This window comes from Limosilactobacillus kribbianus (assembly GCF_026413145.1).
GTDB lineage: Bacteria > Bacillota > Bacilli > Lactobacillales > Lactobacillaceae > Limosilactobacillus > Limosilactobacillus kribbianus.
Map to the genome: position 1 here is coordinate 1 of NZ_JAOVYZ010000097.1, position 2,019 is coordinate 2,019.

General features: G+C 42.8%; 2 protein-coding genes. One reads left to right on the forward strand and one right to left on the reverse strand.

The window, feature by feature from the left end:
* Positions 1-159: 159 nt before the first annotated feature.
* Complete coding sequence (locus OCT58_RS10265; RefSeq protein ID WP_267202725.1) at positions 160-993, reverse strand: alpha/beta hydrolase; 834 nt, start codon at positions 991-993, stop codon at positions 160-162.
* Between the two features lie 432 nt (positions 994-1,425).
* Here OCT58_RS10265 and OCT58_RS10270 point away from each other — a divergent pair, with 432 nt between their 5' ends.
* Positions 1,426-1,872: a GNAT family N-acetyltransferase gene (locus OCT58_RS10270; protein WP_267202726.1), complete on the forward strand. Its 447-nt coding sequence runs from the start codon at positions 1,426-1,428 to the stop codon at positions 1,870-1,872.
* The last annotated feature ends 147 nt before the right edge of the window (positions 1,873-2,019 follow it).

Sequence of the window (2,019 nt, forward strand, 5' to 3'; positions counted from 1 at the left end):
GTTCAAATTAATTGGTATCTGAATTCCCGACCACTTAAATGTCTTAACTGGCATACACCAATCGAGATCTTCTTGCTTAATCTGCGTCACTAAATTCGTTCAAGTTATTTCTTGCAATCTGCCGAATATTTAATTTGTATTAATCATCCAACCAATAGATCAGTATCGCCGCTTATTAATCCACCGCAGGATCTCGGCGTAGATTTCCCACTTGCGACTGGTTTCGTTCAGAATTTCATGCATCAAAAATGGGTAGACATGGAGCTCTTTGTCTTTAGCGCTAATTTTAGCATAAGCCTCCAGTGAGTCTTGATAATTGATTAAACCGTCTTCCAGACCTTGCAAATACAAGATTGGATCCGTGATCTTTTGAATATTATCACGCAAGAAGAGTGCACCCTTCCATAATGCATTGTTCATAATCCCCACGGTTAGGGTGTGCAGAACCTGGTCGTTTGCGATGTACTTGTCAACAACCCGTTGATCGCAATCGAGTCCGCCATTGATGGCATTTGGAATCTCCGTCTCCTCAGCCCCTTCCATTGGGATATTAAGGCTCGATTGATGCTTCGATAGTGAGACGGGATCGGTCACAATTAACCCATCAACCGTCTGAGGATGTTTAACAGCATATAGTAAGACGGTTTCTCCGCCCATGCTGTGTCCCATCACAAAGAGCGGCAAGTTAGGATAAGTACTCTTAACCCGGTCAACAACTAGTTTGAGATTCTCTGATAAGTCATCAGGTGATTTCATAAAGCCACGTTTGCCGCCACTCTTGCCGTGACCGAGCTGATCGTAACGAAAAACATTGCAATTATGTTGGACAAGGTAGCTAGCGACTGGGTCGAAACGGCCCGCATACTCGGCAAGACCATGAACAACAATGACGTTAGCCTGTGGGGTTCGCGCCAAGTTAGTTACCGTATGTAACTGAACCCCCTCCGTATTCGAGGCGATCATTTCATCTTTTTGCTCACTATAAAAGCTCATTGTCTAACTCTTCTTTCTTCATTTACTAGAAAACGCTTTCATAGTTAAATTGTAAAGCAGCCTAAAGAAAGCTGCAAGTGATAAAATGAGGGTTACTAAAGATCGAGGCTGATGTGGCATTGATTGGACCAGTTCTCAATCTTAAAATCACAATTTTTAGCATTTCAGGCCCGACAAATCTGTAAATTTATGCAACATTGCATAAATTTACAGATTGATCGTGTCTCTAGTACATCAAAACAGCGTTTACCCAAATTGAGCTAAGCACTGCCTAAAATTGATTCTGGCATTTCTCGATCCCCATAAATTTCTTAAATAATCGCTCTACCTTTGGAGCTTCAAAGTAAACACGGATGCCGATCCCGCATTATTGTAAAATGTAGAAAAGGACCACCTTATCCGACCGACTTAGTCATAAAGAGGAGAAAATAGATGAAACTAGAACGTGCCGCAACAGCAGACATTCATGAACTATACCAGCTTCAGCTCCTCGCTTTCGAAAGCGAAGCCGAGATGATTGGGAGCCGAGATGTACCAGCCCTTCAAGAGACAGAAGCAGAAAGCGCGGCGGATTTCACCAATTGGATCGTGCTGAAACTGGTCAGCAACAATCGAATTATCGGGGCTATCCGTTACCGAACCCGTGGTAAGAAAGTCGAAGTTGGCCGGGTGATGGTTCATCCGGGGTATCGGCGGCGCGGACTTGCCCAACGACTTCTGAAGACGATTAATGAAAAATACCCTGACCAGGTTCGGGAACTTTATACTTGTACCAAGAGCTGGAAAAATATCGCCCTCTATAAAAAAATGGGGTACCACCCCGTAAAAGAGGTAACCGAGGATAGTGGATTATCCTTTGTTTACATGCAAAAAAAGTAACGTAAAAAGGGTGAGCCCGCGTGAGCAATGTCATTAAGTTAAGCTATTGACATTTGGGATACCAAAAGAGTGAGCCTTTATTTACACAATTTGTGTGAATGAAGGCTCACTCTTTGCTTTAAACAGCGTTGCTTTTTAAAATTAAAT